Genomic DNA, 22,930 nt, shown 5'->3' on the forward strand with positions numbered 1-22,930 from the left:
CCCTAGACCTCTTCGACGGACAAGACCCCATCCAGTGATTTGATGGCACCCTTGATCTGGGGATTGATCGGGAATTCCTGCCCCAGGTCCATCTCGACCTCTCCCGGCAAGCCCGGATCCAGCAGACACAAATGGATCGGCCCTTTCGAGGCGTTTTTGGCCGCCCCCGCAGCATCCGCAAGAACGCTGGCGACCGTCGACAGCGCCTGTGATTGGTCCAAAAAGATACGAAGCCCGGTCGCACCGGCCTCGGCCACGACTGAATCCGCCGGCCCGACCGAGCGCGCCAGCAGCTTCAGCTGGTCAGCCTCCATCGTGGCTTCGGCCGTCAGCACGACCTGCGCGCCGGTTTCCAGGTATTCGCGTGATTTCTCCAGGGTTTCCGAGAACAGCGTCACCTCGTACGCCCCTGTCGGGTCGGACAGCTGGGCAAAGGCGAACCGGTTACCCTTGGCCGATTTCCGCTCCTGTCGCCCGGCGACCACACCGGCCATCTTGGCGATCAACGGACCCGAGCGTGCCTTTTCGGTAACCTCGTCCAGCGTCATCACCTGCTTGCGTTTCAGGGCCGGCATGTAGTCGTCCAACGGGTGCCCGGAGAGGTAGAAGCCGATCGCCTTGAATTCCTCGCTCAGCCGTTCGGCAGGTAGCCAGTCGGGCGATTTCGACAGGCGCGGTTCGGGCAGATCGTCGCCGGCCTCGCCGAACAGCGACACCTGGTTCGAGTTCTTCTGTTCGTGGATCGCGGCGGAATACTGCACCAGCTGTTCGAGGCTTTCGAAGACCCGGCGGCGGTTCTTGTCCAGCTCGTCAAAGGCGCCCGCGCGCGCCAGCATCTCCAGCGGCCGTTTTCCGACCTTCTTCAGATCGACCCGGCGGGCAAAGTCAAAGAGGTTGACGAACGGCTTGTCGCCCCTGCCCTGCACCACGAGGTTCATCGCCTCGACGCCCACGTTCTTGAGCGCGCCCAGCGCATAGACCAGCTTGCCATCCACCACATCAAACGTTGCCTGCGACCGGTTTATGCAAGGCGGCACGTAGGGCAGTTCCAAACCCTTGCGGACCTCTTCGAAATAGATCGCCAGCTTGTCGGTCAGATGGATATCGCAGTTCATGACACCGGCCATGAATTCGACCGGGTGGTTCGCCTTCAGCCAGCCGGTCTGATAGCTGACCACCGCGTAGGCCGCCGCGTGAGATTTGTTGAAGCCGTAGTTGGCGAATTTCTCCAGCAGGTCGAACACCTCGGACGCCTTCTTGGCATCTACCCCGTTCGCGGCTGCCCCGGCCTCGAATTTCGGGCGCTCGGCGTCCATCGCCTCTTTGATTTTTTTACCCATCGCGCGGCGCAGCAGGTCGGCGCCGCCGAGGCTGTAGCCCGCCATGACCTGCGCGATCTGCATCACCTGCTCCTGGTAGACGATGATGCCTTGCGTTTCTTCCAGAATGTGGTCGATCAGCGGGTGGACCGAGGTGATCTTGCGCTGGCCATTCTTGACCTCGCAATAGGTCGGGATGTTCTCCATCGGGCCGGGACGGTAGAGCGCGACCAGCGCCACGATGTCCTCGATGCAGGTGGGTTTCATGCGCTTGAGCGCATCCATCATGCCCGAGCTTTCAACCTGGAACACCGCCACGGTCTTGGCCGCGGAATAAAGCTTGTAAGTGGCCGGGTCATCCAGCGGGATGGCGTTGATCTGGTTCTCGGCCCCCTCGGCCGGCTCATAAAGCTGCCGACCGTCGGCCGCCACGTGCAATGGCCGTCCGGACTTGAAGATCAGGTCCATGGCGTTCTGGATGACCGTCAGAGTCTTGAGGCCCAGAAAGTCGAATTTCACCAGACCGGCCTGTTCGACCCACTTCATGTTGAACTGGGTGGCAGGCATGTCCGAGCGGGGGTCCTGATAGAGCGGCACCAGCTCGTCCAGCGGCCGGTCGCCGATCACCACGCCGGCGGCGTGGGTCGAAGCGTTGCGCAGCAGCCCCTCGACCTGCTGGCCGTAAGTCAGCAGGCGGTCGACCACCTCTTCGTTGCGGGCTTCTTCGCGCAGGCGCGGTTCGTCTTTCAGGGCCTTCTCGATCGACACCGGCTTGACGCCTTCGACCGGGATCATCTTGGACAGGCGATCCACCTGGCCGTAAGGCATCTGCAGCACCCGCCCGATGTCGCGCACCGCGGCCTTGGACAAGAGCGCGCCGAAGGTGATGATCTGGCCAACCTTGTCGCGGCCGTATTTCTGCTGAACATACCGGATCACCTCTTCGCGGCGGTCCATGCAGAAGTCGATGTCGAAGTCGGGCATCGAGACCCGTTCGGGGTTCAGGAAGCGTTCGAACAGCAGGCTGTAACGCAGCGGGTCAAGGTCGGTAATCGTCAGCGCATAGGCCACCAGCGAACCCGCGCCCGAGCCCCGGCCCGGACCGACGGGGATGTCATGATCCTTGGCCCATTTGATGAAATCCGCAACGATCAGGAAGTAACCGGGGAACCCCATGCCCTCGATGATGTCCAATTCGAAATCCAGACGCTTCTGGTATTCCTCGGGTGGGACAGCGTGCGGGATCACCGCCAGTCGGGCCTGCAGACCCTCGTTGGCCTGGCGGCGCAGCTCCTCGACCTCGTCATCGGCGAATTTCGGCAGGATCGGATCCCGCTTGTAGGCCATGAAGGCGCAACGTTTGGCAATCTCGACCGTGTTTTCGATCGCTTCGGGCAGATCGGCAAAGAGCGTGGCCATTTCCTGCGGCGATTTGAAGTAATGCTGCGCGGTCAGGCGGCGGCGACCTTCCTGCTGATCGACATAGGCACCCTCGGCAATGCAGATCAGCGCATCATGCGCCTCGTACATATCCGAGGTCGGGAAATAGACGTCATTCGTGGCCACCAGAGGCAGGTTCTTGGCATAGGCCATTTCCACATGGCCGCGCTCGGTCAGGCGCTCGGCCTCGGGCTGGCCATCCTCGCCGGGATGACGTTGCAATTCGATATAAAGCCGATCGGGGAACATCGCGGCCAACCGATCGACCAGCAACTCGGCCGCCGGACGCTGGCCCTGCTGCAACAGGCGGCCAACGGGGCCGTCCGGTCCGCCGGTCAAGCAGATCAGCCCATCGGAATGCGCAGCCAACTCCTCAAGCGTGACCTGCGGCAACTGCCCGCCCTTGTCCACATACAGGCACGAGCTGAGCTTCATCAGATGCTCGTACCCCGTCTCAGACTGTGCCAGCAGTACAATCGGCGCGGGGGGCTTGGGTTTTTCCCCCGGCTGCGCCTGAACATACGCCAGATCAACCTGGCAGCCCATGATCGGCTGCACACCCGCACCGCTTGCGGTGACCGAGAATTCCAGCGCCGCGAACATGTTGTTGGTGTCCGTCACCGCAACTGCGGGCATGTCCATCTGCTCGCACAGCGTTGGCAGTTTCTTCAGGCGCACCGCCCCCTCAAGAAGGGAGTATTCGGTGTGAACTCGGAGGTGGATGAATCGAGGAGTACTGCTCATACGAGGCAGGCTATCGCACTCGCGACCCGGGAAAAAGCCGGAACAGTTAGGGCTGATTGCTGAAAAAATAGTCGCGCATTATTCGGAGATTCCAGAAGGTGCTTCAGTCGACGCCGCCGGAGTTACACCAAAATCTCTTTCAATTCAGATGCCTAGACAATAATGACGTGGTGCATATCAAGGCATGGGATCGGGAATGGTACATTCGGCAGGCAGTTTTTCTTGCCAGCGCGCACAGGCTGTTTCTAACATCTTCAGGCAAGCTACAAGCCCGCTTCTTTCTCTACGTCGCATCGAGACAGGAGCACCCATGGGCGCAACCGGGTAAGGCGACGGGTTTCAAGAATGAACATCACGTTTCTTCTGAACGGAGAGACAGTGGAGCTGGCGGATGTCGATCCGACGGCCACATTGCTGGATTGGCTGCGCGAGGATCGCGGTCTGACCGGCACGAAGGAAGGCTGCAACGAGGGCGATTGCGGGGCCTGCACCGTCATGGTGACGGATGAGGCCGGCGCCAAGGCGCTGAATTCCTGCATTCTTTTTCTGCCTCAACTGCACGGCAAGGCAGTGCGCACGGTCGAGGGGGCGAGCGGGCCCGACGGCGAGCCCCATCCGGTGCAGCAGGCGATGGTGGACCTTCATGGCTCGCAATGTGGATTCTGTACGCCCGGTTTCGTGATGTCGATGGTCGCCAGCCACGCCAACGGCGCGACAGATCATGACACGCAACTGGCCGGCAACCTGTGCCGCTGCACCGGCTATGCGCCGATCATCCGCGCGGCAAAGGCCGTCGAAGACCAGCCGGTGCCGGTCTGGGTTAAGGACAAGCCGGTCGCGGCCAAGCCGGCCTCACCCCTTCTGCCGAAGTCATCCGACGAACTCGCCAAAGTCTTTGCCGCCCATCCCGGTGCAACTTTGATCGCGGGCGCCACCGATGTCGGCCTTTGGGTCACAAAACAGCTGCGGAACCTGGACCCGGTGATCTTTCTGGGCGGCTGCGACGATCTGAAGGAGATCTCGATCACCGAAGACGAGGTGCACATCGGCGCGATGGTGGACATGAACCGCATGGGCGCGGCGATGGCCGATCTGCATCCGTCCTATGCCGAGATGATCCGGCGCTATGCCAGCGTTCAAGTGCGCCACGCAGCTACGGTAGGCGGCAATATCGCGAACGGCTCGCCCATCGGAGACAATCCGCCCGCACTGATCGCGCTGGGGGCCACGCTGCACCTGCGCAAGGGCGACGAGAGGCGGTCGATCCCTCTTGAAGACTTCTTCATTGACTATGGAAAGCAGGATCGCGCGCCCGGCGAGTTCGTGGAAGCGGTCAGCTTTCTGCGTCAACCCGACCGGCTGAAATGCTACAAGCTGAGCAAACGGTTCGATCAGGATATCTCAGCCGTATGCGGCTGTTTCAACATTATCGTTTCTGACGGCGTCGTCTCGCAAGCCCGGATCGCCTTTGGCGGAATGGCCGGTGTGCCGAAACGCGCGACTCAGGTTGAGGCCGCGCTAACCGGTCGCCCGTGGACGGCGGAAACCGTTCAAAGCGCTTTGCCGGCCTTTGCCGAGGACTATTCCCCGATGAGCGACATGCGTGCCTCGGCCCGCTACCGGCTGGAGACCACAAAGGCCATGCTCGAACGCTATTTCCTGGAAGATCAGGGCGAGCTGACCAATGTGCTGGAGGTGTCGGCATGAGCGTGACCAAGCCGCTGCCCCATGACGCCGCACCCCTGCATGTGTCCGGCGTCGCCCGTTATGTTGACGACATTCCGACGCCCAAGGGCACGTTGCATCTGGCGTTCGGCCTGAGCCCGATCGCCAAGGGCCGGATAACGGCGATGGACCTGTCAGATGTCCGCGCGGCCCCGGGGGTCGTGATGGTGATAACCGCTGAGGACCTGCCCTTTGCCAATGACGTCTCGCCCTCGATCCATGACGAACCATTGCTGTCCGACGGCACCGTGAATTACGTGGGCCAGCCCGTGTTTCTGGTTGTCGCCACCAGCCACTTGGCCGCCCGCAAGGCCGCGCGGTTGGGCAGGATCGACTATGCCGAGGAAACGCCGATCCTGACGATCGAAGAGGCTCTGGCCGCAGACAGCCGGTTCGAGGACGGCCCCCGCATCTATGCGAAAGGCGATGCAGAAGCCGCCATCGCGCAGGCGTCGCATGTGGTCGAAGGCACGTTCGAGATCGGCGGGCAGGAGCATTTCTATCTGGAAGGTCAGGCCGCGTTGGCGGTGCCGAATGAAGGCAGCGACATGCTGGTGCATTCCTCGACCCAGCACCCGACCGAGATTCAACACAAGGTGGCCGACGCTTTGGGCGTTCCCATGCACGCGGTACGGGTCGAAACCCGGCGGATGGGCGGCGGGTTCGGTGGCAAGGAAAGCCAGGGCAACGCGCTGGCCGTGGCCTGCGCAGTTGCGGCACGGGCAACCGGTCGAGCCTGCAAGATGCGCTATGACCGGGATGATGACATGACCATCACCGGCAAGCGCCATGCCTTCCGCATCAGCTACAAGGCCGGCTTTGACGAAAACGGCCACATTCAGGGTGTTTCTTTCCTGCACTACGCCATCTGCGGTTGGGCGCAGGACCTGTCGCTGCCGGTCGCCGACCGGGCGATGCTGCATTCCGACAACGCCTACCTGCTGCCCAATGCGCGGATCGAGAGCCATCGGCTGAAGACCAACACACAGTCCGCAACCGCCTATCGCGGTTTTGGCGGGCCGCAGGGCATGGTCGGCATCGAGCGGGTGATGGATCACGCCGCGCATGTGCTGGGTCTGGACCCGGTCGAGCTGCGGCGGCGGAACTACTATGAACCGGCGCATGTAGGTGTTGAAGAACCGGTGCGGGAAAAGCCGCTGGGCCACCCGGATCCGCACGAGGATCTGACCAGCCGCGGCGCGGTCGAAACCGGCCGCTCGGTGCTGCGCCCCGTCCCCGCGGGTGGCAACACCACCCTCTACGGCATGGAAGTCACCGATTTCGAGCTGCATCCCATGACCGAAGCCTTGCTGGAGTCCTGCGATTACGCAACCCGCAAGGCGGCGGTCGAGAAGTGGAATGCCGAAAACCGCGTGATCAAGAAGGGCATCGCCTTTTCACCGGTCAAGTTCGGGATTTCCTTCACGCTCACCCATCTGAACCAGGCCGGGGCGTTGGTGCATGTCTACCAGGACGGCTCGGTGCATCTGAACCATGGCGGCACCGAGATGGGCCAGGGCCTGTTCCAGAAAGTGGCGCAGGTAGCGGCCGCGCGGTTCGGCATTCCGCTGGAGATGGTGAAGATCACCGCGACCGATACCGCGAAGGTGCCGAATACCTCGGCCACGGCGGCCTCGTCGGGCAGCGACCTGAACGGGATGGCGGTCAAGGCCGCCTGCGACACGATCCGCGACCGGATGGCCGCCTATCTGGCCGAGCGGCATCAGACCGATCCATCGGCGGTCGTCTTTGCCGATGGCCGGGTCAGCGTGGGCGAGGAAAGCTATAGCTTTGCCGAGGCGGCGGCGCTGGCCTATCAGGGGCGTGTCAGCCTGTCGGCAACCGGGTTCTACAAGACCCCCAAGATCGAGTGGGACCGGATCGCCGGACGCGGGCGCCCGTTCTTCTATTTCGCCTATGGAGCTTCGGTGACCGAAGTCGCCGTGGACACTCTGACCGGCGAGAACCGCATCCTTCGGACGGATATCCTGCATGATGCGGGTGCTTCGCTGAACCCTGCGCTGGATATCGGGCAGGTCGAGGGCGGCTATGTGCAAGGTGCGGGCTGGCTGACGACCGAGGAACTGGTCTGGGACGACAAAGGCCGGCTGCGCACCCATGCGCCATCGACCTACAAGATCCCCGCCTGTTCGGACCGACCGGGTGTGTTCAACGTTGCGCTTTGGGATGGTCAGAACCGCGAAGACACCATCTATCGCTCAAAAGCAGTGGGCGAGCCGCCTTTCATGCTGGGCATCTCGGCCTGGCTGGCGTTGTCGAACGCGGTTGCGGCCTGCGGCGACGGGTATCCTGCGATCAATGCCCCGGCCACCGCCGAAGAGGTCTGGACCGCCATTCAACGCATGCGTGGAGGTACCTGATGGGATTTGACCGGGAGACTTTGAGGGAGGCGGTCAAGACGCATGGCAAGGTGACCCGCGTGGTCATTGCCGCAATCCGAGGCTCGTCCCCGCGCGAGGTCGGCGCCGCGATGCTGGTCTGGAAGGGCGGGCAATCCGGCACGATCGGGGGCGGCACGCTGGAGTATCAGGCGACTGAGGCCGCCCGGGTCCAGCAAAGCCCAACCTGCCTGTCCCGCCATGCGCTGGGTCCCGACCTCGGGCAATGCTGTGGCGGTGCCGTAACGCTGCTGAGCGAGGTCTATGACCTGAAATCCATCGAGGCCCTGGACGATACCGTCATCGCACGCCCGACTGCCGGTGGTGACATGCCATTGTCGGTCAAGCGGCTGCTGGCAACCGCACGCGCACAGGGTATCGCGCCTGACCCACAATTGCTTGACGGCTGGATGATCGAGCCGGTGCACACACCGACCCGCAAATTGTGGATCTGGGGGGCCGGTCATGTCGGACGGGCGCTGGTGGATGTGCTGTCGCCTCTCCCCGATCTTGCCATCACCTGGGTGGACACCGCCGCCGACCGGTTTCCAGCTGACATCCCAGCAGGTGTAACCGTGGTTCCGGCAGCGAACCCGGCCGACCTCGTGCGCCACGCACCGGTCCAAGCCGAGCACTTGGTGCTGACTTATTCACACAATCTGGATCTGGAACTGTGCAACCGGATATTGACGCACGGTTTTCACTTTGCCGGGCTGATCGGCTCGGCTACGAAATGGGCGCGATTCCGCTCGCGCCTGGCTGCGCTGGGTCACTCACCGGCTCAGATCGCCCGGATCACCTGCCCGATCGGTGACCCATCGTTGGGCAAGCACCCGCAGATGATCGCAGTTGGTGTGGCAGCGCAAATTCTGCGCCCCGCCCGACAGAACGACTTGAAGAAGGACCAGAGCGCGTGACCACTCCACTACTGAGCTTGCAGGGGCTGACCAAGGCCTATCCCGGCGTCGTGGCCAACGACCACGTGTCCTTTGACATCGGTGAGGGCGAAGTTCACGCCCTGCTGGGCGAAAACGGCGCGGGAAAATCCACGCTGGTGAAGATGATCTACGGGCTGGTCAAGCCGGACAGCGGCACGATGCTGTTGCGCGGCCAACCCTATGCGCCGGCCGAGCCACGCGCGGCCCGTGCCGATGGCATCGCCATGGTGTTCCAGCACTTTTCGCTGTTCGACGCCCTGAACGTGGCCGAAAACATCGCCCTGGGCATGGAAAGCCCGCCGCCGATGGGTGATCTGGCATCGCGTATTCGCGAGGTCTCGGAGACCTATGGCCTGCCGCTGGATCCGTATCGTCGGGTTGGTGACCTGTCCGCCGGTGAACGCCAGCGAGTTGAGATCATCCGCTGCCTGCTGCAGGACCCAAAGCTGCTGATCATGGACGAACCGACCTCGGTCCTGACCCCGCAGGAGGTAGATATCCTGTTCGAAACACTGAAAAAACTGCGGTCGGAAGGAACTTCGATCCTGTACATCTCGCACAAACTGGAGGAAATCCGCACGCTGTGCGACCACGCCACCATTCTGCGGCTGGGCAAGAACGTGGGTGAATGCACACCCAGCGAAACATCCGCCCGCGACATGGCAGAAATGATGGTGGGATCAGCCCTTCAGACTCCTGAACGGTCCGGGCGCGAGTTCGGACCCGTCGCGCTGGATGTTTCCGGGCTTTCGGTTCCGTCCCCTTCCGAATTCGGGACCGCGCTGAAGAACGTGCACCTGACCGTCCGCAAGGGCGAAGTCCTTGGCATCGGCGGCGTGGCCGGCAACGGTCAGGACGAACTGCTGGGCGTTCTGTCCGGTGAAATCCTGACGGACGCGGATGCGATCCGCTTCAACGGCCAGCCGATCGGCAAACTGGGCCCGACGGCCCGGCGCAGACTGGGTGTGCTGACGGCCCCAGAAGAGCGGTTGGGACATGCCGCGGCGCCGGACATGAGCCTGACGGAAAACGCTCTGCTGACCGGCTCGGTGCGCGAGTCTCTGGAGAAGAACGGTTTTTTGAAATGGGCCGACACCCGCGTGTTTGCGGAAAAGATCATTCAGGCATTCGACGTGCGGACCCCGGGGCCGGAAAACGCCGCGCGGTCGCTGTCGGGCGGCAACCTGCAGAAATTCGTCATCGGCCGGGAAGTCCTGCAAAACCCCGAAGTGCTGGTCGTGAACCAGCCGACCTGGGGCGTCGACGCCGCCGCAGCCGCTGCGATCCGTCAGGCCATTCTGGACCTTGCGGCCAAGGGAACGGCGGTGGTCTGCATCAGCCAGGATCTGGATGAACTGATGGAGATTTCCGACAGTTTCGCCGCCTTGAACGAAGGGCGCCTCAGCGCTCCGCGACCCACAACTGGCCTGACCGTCGAAGAGATCGGTCTGATGATGGGCGGCGCGCATGGGATGGAGGTGGCCCATGTGTAGCCTACGGTGCCGCCTCTGGCGCAATAATCCAAAAAAGACGAAGACTTTGGGGGGATGAGCAAATGATAGTGTTGGAGAAACGGCCACAGCCGTCCAAGGCGTGGTCTTATGCCACCCCTCTGGTCGCAGTGCTGGCGACCATGGTTTTCGGCGGGTTGCTGTTTGCAATTCTGGGCAAAAACCCGGTGGAAGCGATCGGAACCATCTTCTGGGAACCCCTGTTCGGAGAATTCTCATTCTACTACCGACCGCAACTGCTGGTGAAGGGCGCACCGTTGGTTCTGATCGCCATCGGTCTGTCGCTGGGCTTCCGCGCCGGTATCTGGAATATCGGTGCCGAGGGCCAGTACATCATGGGCGCTATCTTCGGCGCCGCGGCCGGCCTTGCCTTCTACCCTCTGGACGCGTGGTACGTCTTTCCAATCATGGTGATCGCCGGCGCGTTCGGCGGCTGGATCTGGGCGATGATCCCTGCCCTGCTCAAGGTTCGGTTTGGAACCAACGAGATTCTCGTTTCCCTGATGTTGGTTTACGTGGCCGAGCAGTTTCTGGCCTCGATGTCGCTGGGTCTGCTGAAAAACCCTGAGGGGTTCGGGTTTCCCGGCTCGCGCAACCTGCAGTCCTATGAAAGTGCCCACAATGCCGAACTGTTTGCCGGAACCGGCATGCACTGGGGCGTCGTCGCGGCCTTTATCGCGGTGATCTTTGCCTATGTCCTGCTGAACCGGCACATGCTGGGATTTCACATCCGCCTTACAGGCGAAGCTCCGCGCGCGGCACGATTTGCCGGCGTGAATCCCCCGCGGCTGATACTGTTTTGCCTGGGGCTGTCGGGCGCGTTGGCCGGTCTTGCCGGTATGTTCGAGGTCTCGGGCCCGTCCGGCGTGGTCAGCATCGACTTCAACGTGGGTTACGGCTTTACCGCGATCATCGTGGCGTTTCTGGGCCGTCTGCACCCGGTGGGCATCCTGCTGGCCGGCGGCCTGATGGCGCTGACCTATATCGGTGGAGAAATCGCACAATCGCAGCTGGGGCTGCCTGCTGCGGCCATCCAGGTGTTCCAGGGAATGCTTCTGTTCTTCCTGCTGGCCTTCGATCTTTTGACCAACTACCGCATCCGTGCGGCCCGTAGCGAGGTGGCGTGACCATGGACCTTGGAGAAATCAATCCTGTTCTTTTGCTGGCCTCGTTGATGGTTGCCGCAACCCCGCTTCTGCTCGCGGCGATCGGAGAGCTTGTCGTCGAAAAGGCCGGCGTTCTGAACCTCGGCGTCGAAGGCATGATGATCGTGGGCGCAATCAGCGGATTTGCGATCTCGGTCGAAACAGGCTCGCCATGGCTCGGTTTTGTCGCGGCGGCCGTCGGCGGTGCGCTGTTGTCGCTGCTGTTCGTTCTGCTGACCCAGTTCGCGCTGGCGAACCAGGTGGCCAGCGGTCTTGCGCTGACGCTGTTTGGCTTGGGCTTCAGTGCACTTCTGGGCCAAAGCTATGTGGGCATCAAACCGCCCAGCATGGGGGACATCCATATCCCGCTGCTCAGCGATATTCCGGTCATCGGCCCGATCCTGTTCCAACATGATCCGATCCTCTATGTCGGGATCGCGTTGACGGCAGCGGTATGGGCCACTCTGAAATACACCCGCGTCGGGCTGATCCTTCGTGCGGTGGGTGAGAACCATGATGCAGCGCATGCCCTAGGCTACAAGGTCATCAAGATCCGCATTATGGCGATCCTGTTCGGCGGGGCCTGTGCGGGGCTTGGCGGTGCATATATCAGCCTGATCCGGGTCCCTCAGTGGACCGAAGGCATGACGGCCGGAGTCGGCTGGATTGCTCTGGCTCTGGTGGTGTTTGCCAGCTGGAAACCGTGGCGTGCCTTGCTGGGAGCCTATTTGTTTGGCGGAATCACGGTCTTGCAGCTTAATCTGCAGGCAGCGGGCGTTGCCATACCTGTCGAGTATCTGGCAATGTCGCCCTACATCATCACGATCCTTGTGCTTGTGATCCTTTCGGCCGACAAGAGCAGCGCACCTGCCTCACTGGGCCGGACCTTCCACGCCTCGCACTAGGGGCCAACTGTACCAACTTGGGGAGTAACTAAATGAAATTCACTTCACTTCTGGCAAGCGCCGCCATGGCACTTGGCCTTGCCACGGGCGCCGTGGCCGAGGACAAGACAAAGGTCGGTTTCGTCTATGTCGGCCCGGTGGGCGACGGCGGCTGGACCTATGAACACGACAAAGGCCGTCAGGCCGTCGAGAAGCACTTTGGCGACAAGGTCGAAACCGTGTACGTGGAATCGGTGCCCGAAGGCCCGGATGCCGAGCGCGTCATGACTCAGATGGCGCTGGAAGGCGCCGACCTGATCTTCACCACCTCGTTCGGTTACATGGACCCGACCATCAACGTGGCCAAGAAATTCCCTGACGTGAAATTTGAACACGCCACGGGTTACAAGACCGCCGACAACGTGTCGGTCTACTCGGCGCGTTTCTATGAGGGTCGCGCTGTCCAAGGTCATATCGCCGGCAAGATGACCAAGTCGAACATCATCGGCTACATCGGTTCGTACCCGATCCCCGAAGTGATCCGCGGTATCAACTCGGCCTACATCCACGCCAAGAAGGTGAACCCGGATGTCGAGTTCAAGATCGTCTGGGCCTACACCTGGTTCGATCCGGCGAAAGAGGCCGACGCGGCGAAGGTTCTGATCGAACAGGGCGCAGACGTGATCCTGCAGCACACGGACTCGACCGCACCGCAGGCGGCCGCACAAGAAGCCGGCAACGTGATCACTTTCGGCCAGGCCTCGGACATGAGCGAATATGCTCCGATGCCGCGCGTCAGCTCGATCATCGACAACTGGGCGCCTTACTACATCGCGCGCACCCAGGCCGTGATGGACGGCACCTGGGAGTCGGTGAACACCTGGGACGGCATCAAGGAAGGCATGGTTGAAATCGGCGAGATTTCCGACGCCGTTCCGGCCGACGTCAAGGAAGAGGCGCTGGCCCTGAAAGCCGCGATTGCAGATGGCAGCTATCACCCGTTCACCGGGCCGCTGAAGAAGCAAGACGGCAGCGCCTGGCTGGCCGAGGGCGAAGTGGCCGATGATGGCACTCTGGCCGGCATGAACTTCTATGTCGAAGGGCTGGAAGGCGACATCCCGCAATAATCACGGCATGTACTGTCAACAAACCCAACGCCCGCCGGAAACGGCGGGCTTTTTCAGTTCCCGGAACGGTTGCCGAAACTGCGCGCTGCCAACACGATCCGGAATATGGCGGTCAGGAAACACAAGCTGCCGAATATCCACGCCAAGGCGGCAAACGCATCTGGCACCAGACACAGAAGAACAAGGAAACCGATCGTTTCGGCCCCCTCCAGCAAACCACCGGAAAAATACAGTGCCTTCTGCCCTCTGGCGTCGGTCTTCAAACCGTGGCGGTCCGCCAGCAGCGAAAAGCCCAGAAAACTGGTGCCGTTGAAATAGAAGGACAGCAGAAGGAAAGCACCGGCCACGCCATTGGAGGCCGGGTCAGCCAGAATAAATGCGAAGGGGATGGCGCCGTAGAACAGAAAGTCGCAGGTGATATCCAGATAACCACCGAAATCGGTGCCACCCCGGGCACGCGCAACAGCACCGTCCAGCCCATCCGCGAGGCGCGACAGCAGCAAAGGCACCAACGCCCAGTACGTCGCGCCAGCCACGATCAGGCCCGCTGCGACCAAACCAAGAGCCAGCCCTATCAGCGTCACCTGGTTTGCCGTAAAGCCCAACCGCGCGAGAAAACGGCCCTGTGCGTTCAGGGCCGGGTCGATAATCGGGCGGATTTGCGCATCAAACATGTGCGGCAGTTAACCGGGGACCGGCACCATTTCCAGACACAATAGCGCGAGAACACTCACGTTCCCGCCATCAGTGGCCGCTTAGAACCAGCGTGTTCACAGGCATCAGGATCAGACGCAGTCGCAAGCCTGCCGCATGAACCACACCGATCGTGTCCACGACATGCAGGAATGCCCTTTCCCAGAAACCCAGATCTTCGTGTTCAAGCCTGTCGTGATTGTCGGTGTAGACATTGGCAAGACAGTTGCTGCCCGGGGGAACCTTGTCTGCCAGCCCTTCGTAAAGCGGCTCGAGGTACACGAGGATTGATCCGGGGGTTGTGTTCTGTTGAACGTCGCGCAATTCGTCGGTGGGCCGGATCTGTCCCGAAGGGATCACATCTTGCACCCGGACCACAACGACCGGAATCACCGTGAATGGCCGCGTCATACAGCCCAGCTCTCCGATCATTCCCGGTTTGATCACCTGCGCAGACATCTGGTTGAAAGCCGCCTGAAACCGGTCGCGGCCGGAATCCGTCGGAACCAGAATTCCTGCCGGGCGCATCAGCGGGCTGACAAAATCGCCGACCCGCAGCCCGAACTGCTCGACCCGGCCCGTCACACCTGCGCTGATTGTCGTCTTGTCCAATTCGGCCAGTGCGGCATCCAGCTGCGCCTCGGCGCTGGCCAACTGGGCAGGGATCAGTTCTTCGATCTTCTGAACAACGGCCGCCTTTTGGGATTGCGCGGCCAGAACCTTGGCCTCGCGCTCGGCGACAAGGTTCTCCAGTCGCTCGATCTCGGTCAGGCGGACTGCGCTGGATCCCTGATCGCGCAGGGTGGTGTTGCGCTCCAAATCCTCGAGCGCCTGCGCCAGCGCCGCCTGCGCGCCTGCAATGCCGGCTTCGGCCTCGGCCAGATCCGTTTGCGCAACCTTCAGCGAGGCCTGTATCTGAGCAATCTGGGCATGTGCGGCTTCGACCTGCGCGCGCTGGGTGAAATCCTCGATACGAAAGATCGGCTGGCCCGCGGTGACCATCTGGTTGTTGGTCACATAGACCTCGGACACGCGCCCACCCAGTTGCGGAAGAATCGTCACGGTCCGGAAATAGGACGCCGCCGTTTTGCTTGCCGGGTGGAAGTAGAACAGCGTGGTAATCACCGTCAGCGCAAGGATCGCGCAGGCGGTCAGCCCCCAGCGCAGTTCGTACCACATGGTGAACAGCGTGATTTCGTGACCAATCCGTTTTCCCTGAACGAAGCGTCGGAACAGAAAGTCGGGCAGAACGGTAACCAGTGCGCACAGAAATGTTTCGATCATGCGTCAGTGCTCCTGCGGAGCGGTGGGCTCAGGGTCCGGCTCGGCGGGCGGAGGAGACGCCCCGGGTGCCAGCGACCGAATTGCATCTGCAATCGCGCGCAGGGGCGCAGCAAAGTCAGGAAACTGAAAACCTGCAACCAGGATGGCGGCAACCCAGAATAACCCGTTGTGCGTAAACAGGGCCAACAACGCCAGGATGCCAACCAACTGAAACTGCGGGTGGTTGTTCTCATGGGCCATCTTCTCGGGGATCGAGTGCAACGTAAAATACGCGACACCGATCAGCAGGATCAGACCAACCGTGAAGATCACCATGAAATTGAAAAGAAAATCGCTGCCATCCGCCTGGGTCACATATGACGGAATGTGCCCTGTGGCCATTGGGTGTAGGTCTGCGGTGGTCACCCTGCCCTCCTGCATTTTTGGTTGTGAATGTTTGGAAGGGTTGATGCTCAAATTCAACCCTGATTAAAACTTGGGACGACAATTGATCAAAGTCCCCCGTTTGTCGGGCTCATTTCAGGCGCTCTCATGACACTCAGGCTTTCCAATCCCGACGGCACTGACATTGGCCGTTTCACCTTTGGCACGATGCAGTTCGGGGGCCGCGCCGATGCCGAGCAAAGCCGGGCCATGTTCGACGCCTGTCGCGCGGCCGGCATCACGCATTTCGATACAGCTTATGTCTATACCGACGGTGCGTCGGAAACGTTGCTGGGCCAGATGATCGCGTCTCAGCGCGAGCAACTGACGATCGCCACCAAAGCTGGCTATACAGGCGGCGCCGGCGCGGCCAACATCCGTGCGCAGTTCGACATGTCCCGCAAACGTCTGGGTCAGGACATGGTCGACCTGCTGTACCTGCACCGGTTCGATCCGGACACCGATCTCGCCGAAACGTTGGAGTGTTTTGCCCAGCTCAAAGACGCGGGCAAGATCCGCTATGTCGGCCTGTCTAATTTTGCCGCCTGGCAAGTGATGAAAGCCGTACGCGTCGCCGCAGATTTCGACCTGACAATCGACGCGCTGCAACCGATGTACAATTTGGTCAAGCGACAAGCCGAGGTCGAGATCCTGCCGATGTGTGCGGATCAAGATATCTCGGTTTTTGCCTACTCGCCGCTGGGTGGCGGATTGCTGACCGGCAAGTACTCCCATGGCGGTGCGGCCGGCCGACTGTCCGAAGATGACCGATATGCCAGCCGCTATGGAGCTGAATGGATGGCCGAAACAGCTGCCGAGCTGGCCCGTTTGGGACATCAGGCTGGCGTGGATCCGGCGACGCTTGCCGTCGCTTGGGTTGCCGCCAGCCCGTTTGCCCCGTCGCCGATCATATCGGCCAGATCTCCCGAACAGCTGGCACCGTCGCTCGCAGCGCTGACGTTCGACCTTCCGGCCCAGCTCTATGCCCGCATCACGGCGCTCAGCCAGACACCGCCACCGGCGACGGACCGGCTGGAGGAGGTCCAGTGATTGATTTTCTGATCATCGGCGGAGGTATTGCCGGCCTCAGCGCCGGCGCGCGTCTGTCCGAGCATGGATCGGTAACCGTACTCGAGGCCGAGGACGCGCTGGGCTATCACGCCTCGGGGCGATCGGCGGCATTGTTCGAAGAAGGTTATGGCCCGCCTTCGGTCGTGGCTCTGAACAAGGCCAGCGCCGAGTTCTTTTTTACGAACGACTATCTGACCCCGCGCGGGCTGATGCTGCTGGCCAAAAGTGATCAGGCCGAGCAGTTCCGCAAAGACCTGAGCGAGCTGGGAATGACAGAAATCTCAGTCGCCGATGCGATGGTCCATGTTCCGGTCCTGAACCCGGAAACCGTCGCATACGCAGCGCTGAGTGAGGGCGCTTACGACATCGACACCGACCGCGTGCTGCAGGATTTCGCCCGCACCATTCGCGCCAACGCAGGATCGGTACTGACCCGCCAAAAAGTGACGCGGATCCGCAAGGACGGCAATTGGCTGGTGGAAGCGGCCGATGTCTTTCAGGCGCGCACCATCGTCAATGCCGCTGGCGCCTGGGCGGACGAGGTCGCTAGGATGGCCGGGATCGCACCGATCGGGATCACGCCGCGCCGCCGTTCCATGGCCCGACTGCCAGCACCCGGGGGCCATGATGTGAAAAACTGGCCGATGATGCTGGGCGCGGGTGAGACCTGGTACGCCAAACCGGATGCCGGCAAGCTGTTGGTGTCACCGTCCGAGGCCGACCCGGTCGAACCGCATGACGCCTATGCCGACGATATGGTGCTGGCCGAGGGCCTGGCCCGGTACGAAGAAATGGTGAACAGCCCGGTCACCCGTGTCGAGACCAATTGGGCCGGGCTGCGCAGCTTTGCCCCGGATGGCACGCTTGTTCTGGGTCCCGACCCGTCGGATGAAAGCTTTGTCTGGTCTGCCGGTCAGGGAGGGTACGGGTTTCAAACCGCACCGGCCGCGTCGCGATTGGTTGCTGATCTTGCGCTGGGCCGCGCGCCCGAGTTGGATGCCGCGATGGTCTCCGCGCTCGCCGTGTCCCGGTTACGCTGATGGGCGGGCGGAAACTGCCTCCGACGGCAAGCGTCGCCTCTCAGGGTGACGGCGCGAAGATGATCGCTCCTGCGGCCAGCCGAAATACGGACGCCTTGTGCGCGTTGCTGGCCGAGATGCCCATCGCAACTGGAAACGCATTGGAACTGGCCAGCGGTACGGGCCAACACGTCGCCGCATTTGCCCGTATCTTTCCCGACCTCACTTGGCAGCCGAGCGAGATCGATCCCGCCCGCCGGGCCAGCATCGACGCCTATGCGGAGGGCCTGCCAAACATCCTTCCCGCCGTCGAGCTGGACGCAACCCTGCCCGGGTGGCACCAAAACTTTGGCAACCAGGACCTTATCATTCTGATCAACCTGCTGCATCTGATCAGCTGGAAAGAAGCCCGGAATATTCTTTCCGAGGCCGCATTGGCCCTTGGCCCCGGGGGGCGGTTCGTTCTCTACGGACCGTTCATGCGCCAAGGCAAGCTGATCAGCGACGGCGACCGACGCTTTCATGCCGACCTGACCCGGCAAGACCCCGATATCGGCTACAAGGACGACAGCAAGATCAGCAACTATCTAGAAAGCACAGGGCTGCGGGTTGTCGGAGTGGTTCCTATGCCTGCGAACAATCTGGCTTTTGTCGCAGAAAAGCCCTCGATCTGATCAAGATCAAAGCCGTTCCGACGCCGCTGATACATATGCAAGATGCAATATGTAAAAGAGGCACAAGACATGACCTGGTCAGACAAGCTTGTTGAAACGCGCAGCGGATTGCGCAACCTGAACGGAGCCATACCGGATACCGCCCGCGCTTTCGGCGCGCTCGGGAAATCGGTCAAGGAAGGCGGAACACTGGACTTCAAGACCAAGGAGTTCATCGCCTTGGGCATGTCCATCGCAGTACGGTGCGAACCCTGCATTTCGTTGCACACCGAAACACTGGTCAAGGCGGGCGCTTCGCGTGAGGAATTCTCGGACGTTCTGGCCATGGCGATCCAAATGGGTGGCGGCCCGTCGATGATGTACGCAGCCAAGGCGCTGGAGTGCTTCGACGAACTCAGCGCATAGCCAAAAAAAGGCCCCGGAGTTGTCCGGGGCCTCTGTCCGATCAACCGTCCTTGCGGATGGTCTCGTTCTTGGGGTCATAGGGACTGTCGCACGTCACGACCGCATCCCACAGCTGGTCCAGCATTTTGACCTTCAGTTTGGTACCTTCCACGGCCAGATCGGGCTTTACATAGCCCATGCCGATGGATTTCTCGAAAGCCACCGAATACCCACCCGAGGTCAGACGCCCCACGCGCTCACCTTCGGGCGTATACAGCGCCTCACGGCCCCAGGGGTCGGCATCCTCGGGCCCGTCGATCAGCAGGGTACAGCATTTCACCCGTACGCCGGTTTCGATCAGCTTGTCCTTGCCGTGGAACTCCTTGTCCAGATCGATGAAACGCGGCAGGTCGGCCTCGAGCGGGGTGGCGTCGCGGCCCAATTCGGTGCCGAAGGCGCGATAGGATTTCTCCTGACGCAGCCAGTTCTGGGCGCGGGCGCCGACCAGCTTCATGCCGTGCTTCTCGCCGGCCTTTTCCAGAAGGTCGAACAGGTAGTTCTGCATCTCGATCGGGTGGTGCAGCTCCCAGCCCAGCTCGCCGGTATAGGCCACCCGGATCGCGTTGACCGGGCACATGCCCAGTTCGATCTGACGTGCCGACAGCCAGGGGAAGCGCTTATTCGACAGGGCGGTTTCGGGCTCGGCGTCCTTGATGACCTCTTTCAGCACGTCGCGCGATTTCGGTCCGGCGATGGCAAAGACGCCCCACTGGGTGGTCACGTCCTGGATCTCAATGTAGCCGAACTCGTCCAACTTGTCCTCGGCCGCCTTGCGCAGGAAGTCGGCGTCATACTCGGTCCAGGCACCGGCCGAGACGAGGTAGTACTCGTTCTCTTTCAGGCGAACGATGGTGTACTCGGTACGCGTGGTGCCATGCGCCGTAAGCGCATAGGTCAGATTGATGCGGCCGACCTTGGGCAGCTTGTTGCAGGTGAACCAGTCCAGAAACTGCGTGGCACCGGGGCCCTTGACGACATGCTTGGTGAAGGCTGACGCGTCGATCAGGCCGACACCGCTGCGGATCGCCTTGGCTTCTTCGACGGCAAACTGCCACCATCCACCACGGCGGAAACTGCGGCTTTCCTTGTCGAAGTTGTCGGGGGCATCAACCGGGCCAAAGTAGTTGGGGCGTTCCCAACCGTTGACCCACCCAAACTGCGCGCCACGTGCTTTCTGACGATCATAGGCCGGAACGGTGCGCAGCGGACGGCAGGCCTCGCGCTCTTCGTCCGGGTGGTGCAGAATGTAGACGTGCTCGTAGCATTCCTCGTTCTTGCGCGCGGCGAATTCGGTGGTCATCCAGTTGGACGAATAGCGTTTGGGGTCCAGCGAGGCCATGTCGATCTCGGCTTCGCCATCGACCATCATCTGCGCCAGATAATAGCCGGTGCCGCCGGCGGCGGTGATGCCAAAGCTGAACCCTTCGGCCAGCCACATATTTCGCAGGCCCGGCGCCGGGCCGACCAGCGGGTTGCCATCAGGCGTATAGCAGATGGGACCGTTGAAATCGTCCTTGAGGCCGGACTCGGCGCAGGACGGGACACGCTCGGCCATAGCCATGTACTGATCGGCGATCCGGTCGAGATCCAGAGGGAACAGGTCAGCGCGGAAACTGTCGGGCACACCGTATTCGAAACGCGCCGGGGCGCCGTGCTCGTAGATGCCGAGGATCCAGCCGCCGCGCTCTTCGCGTGCGTAGGATTCGTTGTCAGCGTCGCGCACGACCGGGTGTTCCGGATTGCCGGCTTCACGCCATTTCACCAGTTCCGGGTCCTTGTCCATGACAATGAAAGTATGCTCGACCGGGATCGCGGGCATCTTGATGCCAAGCAGCTTGGCGGTACGCTGGGCATGGTTTCCCGAAGCGGTCACCACGTGCTCGGCGGTGATGACCACCTGCTCGTCACTGGGGACAAGGTTGCCACCCTTTTCGACCATCTTGGTGCAGGTGACTTCCCAATGGGTTCCGTTCCAATGGAAGGCATCGGCCTGCATCTTGCGCACGATCTCGACACCGCGCTGACGGGCACCCTTGGCCATCGCCTGGGTCACGTCGGCCGGATTGATGTAACCGTCCTCGGTATGGTAGAGCGCGCCCTTCAGATCCGAGGTTTCGATCAGCGGCCAGCGCTCCTTGATCTGCTCGGGCGTCAACCATTCATATTTGACGTCGCAGGTCTCGGCAGTCGAGGCATAGAGCATGAACTCATCCATGCGGTCCTGCGTCTGCGCCATGCGCAGGTTTCCGACCACCGCGAACCCCGCATTCAGGCCGGTTTCCTCTTCCAGCGTCTTGTAGAAATCCACCGAGTATTTGTGGATATGGGTCGTCGCATAGGACATGTTGAACAGCGGAAGCAGGCCCGCGGCGTGCCAGGTCGAACCGGCGGTCAACTCGTCCCTCTCGATCAGCATGACATCATCCCAGCCCGCCTTGGCCAGGTGATAGGCTATCGAGGTCCCAACGGCGCCGCCGCCAACGACCAGTGCTTTGACTTGGGTTTTCATACGCCCGCTCTCCGGATTGAGTCTGTTTGGCAAGGTTTATGCCGAACGAGACCAATCAGCGCCAAGTCCATCCGACGCAAAACGGTGCAAAACCGACCTGCCGTACACGTGGGGACGCGAATCCGCGAACAGGCACGCACCAAGAGCCGATAGTTGCGCGCGCTTTCCCGGCCTGGTCAGACGATCTTGCCGGGGTTCATGATGTTGTCAGGATCCAGCGCGGCCTTGATCGCCGCCATGTACCGGGTCGCATCCCCAAGTTCCCGTACCAGATACGGTTTCTTGCCCTGCCCGATTCCATGCTCGCCTGTGCAGGTCCCGTCCATCGAGATCGCCAGATCATTGAGCCATCCGACAAACTGACTGGCCCGCGCCACTTCGTCGGCATCGTCCATGTCGATCAGCACCAGCGTGTGGAAGTTTCCGTCACCGACATGACCGACGACCGGGGCCAGCAGGTCCAACTCGGCGGCCTTGTCCTGAGCCATGGTGACGCATTCGGCCAAGCGCGAGATCGGGACGCAAACATCCGTCGAGATTCCACGCGCGCCGGGCCGAAGCTGGAGGGACGCCCAGTACATGTCGTGTCGCGCCTGCCAGAGCTTGGACCTTTCTTCGGTGCTGGCCGTAGCGACAAAGCCGGTGCCGCCATAATCCTCGGCGATTTCGCCAAAGGTTTCGGCCTGTTCCGCTGCGCCGGCCTCCGAGCCGTGAAACTCAAGCAGAAGCAACGGCGTTTCCGGCAGCTTCAGCCCGGAATACGCGTTGGCCGCCTTGACCGACATCGCGTCCAGCAGTTCGATCCGGGCAACCGGAACGCCGAATTGAATGGTCGTCATCACGGCCTGACAGGCCGCGTCCACCGTCGGGAAAGAACACCGGGCCGAGGTAATCGCCTCGGGGATGCCGTGAAGCTTCAGAGTCAGTTCGGTAATGATGCCCAGCGTGCCCTCGGCACCGACAAGCAAGCGGGTGAGGTCGTAGCCGGCTGAAGATTTTTTGGCCCGGTGACCGGTACGGATGATTTTGCCATCGGGCATAACCGCCTCGAGGCTCAGGACATTGTCCTTCATCGTTCCATAGCGAACCGCATTGGTACCCGACGCTCGGGTCGCCGCCATCCCGCCCAATGAGGCATTGGCTCCGGGATCAATCGGAAAGAACAGCCCCTTGTCGCGCAGATGGGTATTCAAATCCTCGCGGGTGACCCCGGGCTGCACGACGCAATCCAGATCACCTTCGTTCACGGCCAAGACCCGGTTCATCTCGCCAAGATCGATGCAAACGCCGCCGGCCGGCGCGTTTACGTGACCTTCCAGCGACGTTCCGGTGCCGAAAGGGATCACGGGAACCTTGTGCGCCGCACAGGTCTTGACGATGTCCGAGACCTCTTCGGTCGAATTGGGAAAGACCACCGCATCCGGGCTTTGGTTTTCGATCCAGGTCGTGGTGTGTCCGTGCTGCTCGCGGACCGAGGCGCCGGTCTGCAACCGGTCCCCGAACCGCTGTTTCAGAATGCTGATGGCGGTGTCGATCCCCGCCGCATTGCGGAACAATGCTGTCGCTTCAACCATGGCAACC

General features: G+C 61.7%; 17 protein-coding genes. 11 read left to right on the forward strand and 6 right to left on the reverse strand.

Annotated features, from left to right (window positions below; genetic code table 11):
- Positions 1-2: 2 nt before the first annotated feature.
- Positions 3-3,503: a DNA polymerase III subunit alpha gene (dnaE, locus tag ACR0EF_RS10055; protein WP_170371990.1), complete on the reverse strand. Its 3,501-nt coding sequence runs from the start codon at positions 3,501-3,503 to the stop codon at positions 3-5.
- Between the two features lie 345 nt (positions 3,504-3,848).
- Between dnaE and xdhA the strand changes: the two genes are divergently transcribed.
- The 7 genes from xdhA to ACR0EF_RS10090 all read left to right on the forward strand — a co-directional run bounded on the left by xdhA (position 3,849) and on the right by ACR0EF_RS10090 (position 13,232).
- Positions 3,849-5,210, forward strand: a complete 1,362-nt coding sequence (xdhA, locus tag ACR0EF_RS10060) for a xanthine dehydrogenase small subunit (RefSeq protein WP_170370913.1) — start codon at positions 3,849-3,851, stop codon at positions 5,208-5,210.
- The gene (xdhB, locus tag ACR0EF_RS10065; RefSeq protein WP_170370914.1) at positions 5,207-7,609 is read left to right on the forward strand and encodes a xanthine dehydrogenase molybdopterin binding subunit; all 2,403 of its coding nucleotides are present in this window, start codon (positions 5,207-5,209) and stop codon (positions 7,607-7,609) included. The genes xdhA and xdhB overlap by 4 nt, the downstream gene beginning before the upstream one ends.
- Entirely contained in the window at positions 7,609-8,544 is a 936-nt protein-coding gene (xdhC, locus tag ACR0EF_RS10070) for a xanthine dehydrogenase accessory protein XdhC (RefSeq protein WP_170370915.1), read from the forward strand. Before xdhB ends, xdhC begins: the two co-directional genes overlap by 1 nt.
- Positions 8,541-10,058, forward strand: a complete 1,518-nt coding sequence (locus tag ACR0EF_RS10075; protein ID WP_170370916.1) for an ABC transporter ATP-binding protein — start codon at positions 8,541-8,543, stop codon at positions 10,056-10,058. The genes xdhC and ACR0EF_RS10075 overlap by 4 nt, the downstream gene beginning before the upstream one ends.
- A gap of 62 nt (positions 10,059-10,120) precedes the next feature.
- On the forward strand, positions 10,121-11,203 hold the full coding sequence (locus ACR0EF_RS10080; protein ID WP_170337792.1) for an ABC transporter permease: 1,083 nt from the start codon (positions 10,121-10,123) through the stop codon (positions 11,201-11,203).
- A gap of 2 nt (positions 11,204-11,205) precedes the next feature.
- Entirely contained in the window at positions 11,206-12,126 is a 921-nt protein-coding gene (locus ACR0EF_RS10085; RefSeq protein WP_170337474.1) for an ABC transporter permease, read from the forward strand.
- 32 nt (positions 12,127-12,158) lie between these two features.
- The gene (locus ACR0EF_RS10090; protein WP_170370917.1) at positions 12,159-13,232 is read left to right on the forward strand and encodes a BMP family ABC transporter substrate-binding protein; all 1,074 of its coding nucleotides are present in this window, start codon (positions 12,159-12,161) and stop codon (positions 13,230-13,232) included.
- Positions 13,233-13,285: 53 nt separating this feature from the next.
- Here ACR0EF_RS10090 and ACR0EF_RS10095 read toward each other — a convergent pair whose 3' ends face one another.
- From ACR0EF_RS10095 to ACR0EF_RS10105, 3 genes are all read right to left on the reverse strand, one after another.
- Entirely contained in the window at positions 13,286-13,906 is a 621-nt protein-coding gene (locus ACR0EF_RS10095) for a CDP-alcohol phosphatidyltransferase family protein (RefSeq protein ID WP_170371987.1), read from the reverse strand.
- Positions 13,907-13,976: 70 nt separating this feature from the next.
- Positions 13,977-15,209, reverse strand: coding sequence for an HlyD family secretion protein (locus tag ACR0EF_RS10100; RefSeq protein ID WP_170370919.1), 1,233 nt, complete (start codon positions 15,207-15,209; stop codon positions 13,977-13,979).
- Positions 15,210-15,212: 3 nt separating this feature from the next.
- A complete protein-coding gene (locus tag ACR0EF_RS10105) occupies positions 15,213-15,614 on the reverse strand; it encodes a hypothetical protein (RefSeq protein WP_409233602.1) in 402 nt (133 codons plus the stop codon).
- Between the two features lie 126 nt (positions 15,615-15,740).
- On the opposite strand from ACR0EF_RS10105, the gene ACR0EF_RS10110 reads away from it, so the two are divergent.
- The 4 genes from ACR0EF_RS10110 (at position 15,741) to ACR0EF_RS10125 (ending at position 18,801) form a co-directional block, all read left to right on the forward strand.
- Positions 15,741-16,682 carry an aldo/keto reductase gene (locus tag ACR0EF_RS10110; RefSeq protein ID WP_170370920.1) on the forward strand — a complete coding sequence of 314 codons (942 nt, stop codon included), beginning with the start codon at positions 15,741-15,743 and terminating at the stop codon, positions 16,680-16,682.
- Positions 16,679-17,743 carry an NAD(P)/FAD-dependent oxidoreductase gene (locus ACR0EF_RS10115; protein ID WP_170371985.1) on the forward strand — a complete coding sequence of 355 codons (1,065 nt, stop codon included), beginning with the start codon at positions 16,679-16,681 and terminating at the stop codon, positions 17,741-17,743. Before ACR0EF_RS10110 ends, ACR0EF_RS10115 begins: the two co-directional genes overlap by 4 nt.
- Positions 17,743-18,396, forward strand: a complete 654-nt coding sequence (locus ACR0EF_RS10120) for a DUF938 domain-containing protein (RefSeq protein WP_170370922.1) — start codon at positions 17,743-17,745, stop codon at positions 18,394-18,396. Before ACR0EF_RS10115 ends, ACR0EF_RS10120 begins: the two co-directional genes overlap by 1 nt.
- Before the next feature lie 69 nt (positions 18,397-18,465).
- The gene (locus ACR0EF_RS10125; RefSeq protein ID WP_170370923.1) at positions 18,466-18,801 is read left to right on the forward strand and encodes a carboxymuconolactone decarboxylase family protein; all 336 of its coding nucleotides are present in this window, start codon (positions 18,466-18,468) and stop codon (positions 18,799-18,801) included.
- A gap of 40 nt (positions 18,802-18,841) precedes the next feature.
- Here ACR0EF_RS10125 and ACR0EF_RS10130 read toward each other — a convergent pair whose 3' ends face one another.
- Both ACR0EF_RS10130 and ACR0EF_RS10135 read right to left on the reverse strand, forming a co-directional pair.
- Positions 18,842-21,349 (reverse strand): GcvT family protein, encoded by a 2,508-nt coding sequence (locus ACR0EF_RS10130; protein WP_170371983.1) that lies wholly within the window; start codon positions 21,347-21,349, stop codon positions 18,842-18,844.
- 176 nt (positions 21,350-21,525) lie between these two features.
- Positions 21,526-22,923 carry an FAD-binding oxidoreductase gene (locus ACR0EF_RS10135; protein ID WP_170371981.1) on the reverse strand — a complete coding sequence of 466 codons (1,398 nt, stop codon included), beginning with the start codon at positions 22,921-22,923 and terminating at the stop codon, positions 21,526-21,528.
- Positions 22,924-22,930 lie beyond the last annotated feature (7 nt).

It is taken from the genome of Ruegeria sp. CG8, from assembly GCF_056537165.1.